This window comes from Pseudomonas sp. 43(2021), from assembly GCF_017490805.1.
GTDB lineage: Bacteria > Pseudomonadota > Gammaproteobacteria > Pseudomonadales > Pseudomonadaceae > Aquipseudomonas.
In genome coordinates this window covers 1-455 of the sequence record NZ_JAFGYJ010000490.1, presented here as the reverse complement: position 1 = coordinate 455, position 455 = coordinate 1, and the positions used below count along the sequence as shown (strand labels likewise).

1 protein-coding gene is annotated in these 455 nt (G+C 69.7%); it reads left to right on the top strand.

Annotated features, from left to right (window positions below):
• Positions 1-301, top strand: a 301-nt coding sequence (locus tag J5M71_RS28320; protein WP_207838948.1) for a hypothetical protein, incomplete at its 5' end; no start/stop codon positions are given.
• Between the last annotated feature and the right edge of the window lie 154 nt (positions 302-455).

Genomic DNA, 455 nt, shown 5'->3' with positions numbered 1-455 from the left:
CTTCAAGGCAGTGGCGTCCGGCTTGCTCGCGAACACGCAACTGCCGGTTCCGTCGGGCGACATCAAGACGGCGGCGTTCAAGCCGACGCACGGGATGCGCTACTGGGCGCTCGCGACGCGCGGCATGGATTTCTCGGTCGAGGATCGGCTCGATGCGGTTGCGTACAACAAGCTGCTGTGGAAGGGGTTGATGAGCGGGCGCGCGTACCCGGTGCGCGTCGGCGAGCGTGCGGCGCCGCATCGTCGCGACGACGATGACGACGTGAAGGTGTCGCAGGCGAGGAGCGCGGCGCACGGATGACGTAGCCGCGCGCCGGCTGCCGGCGCGCGGCCGTGTGCCGGCAGCCGGCGCGGGAAGGACGAGAGCGGATCGGCTGCTAGCCGATCCGTTTTGCTTTTCGGGTCTCGCCCGCGGCGCGGCGACGATCGTTCTCGTCGCCCGCGTACTTGTTCGC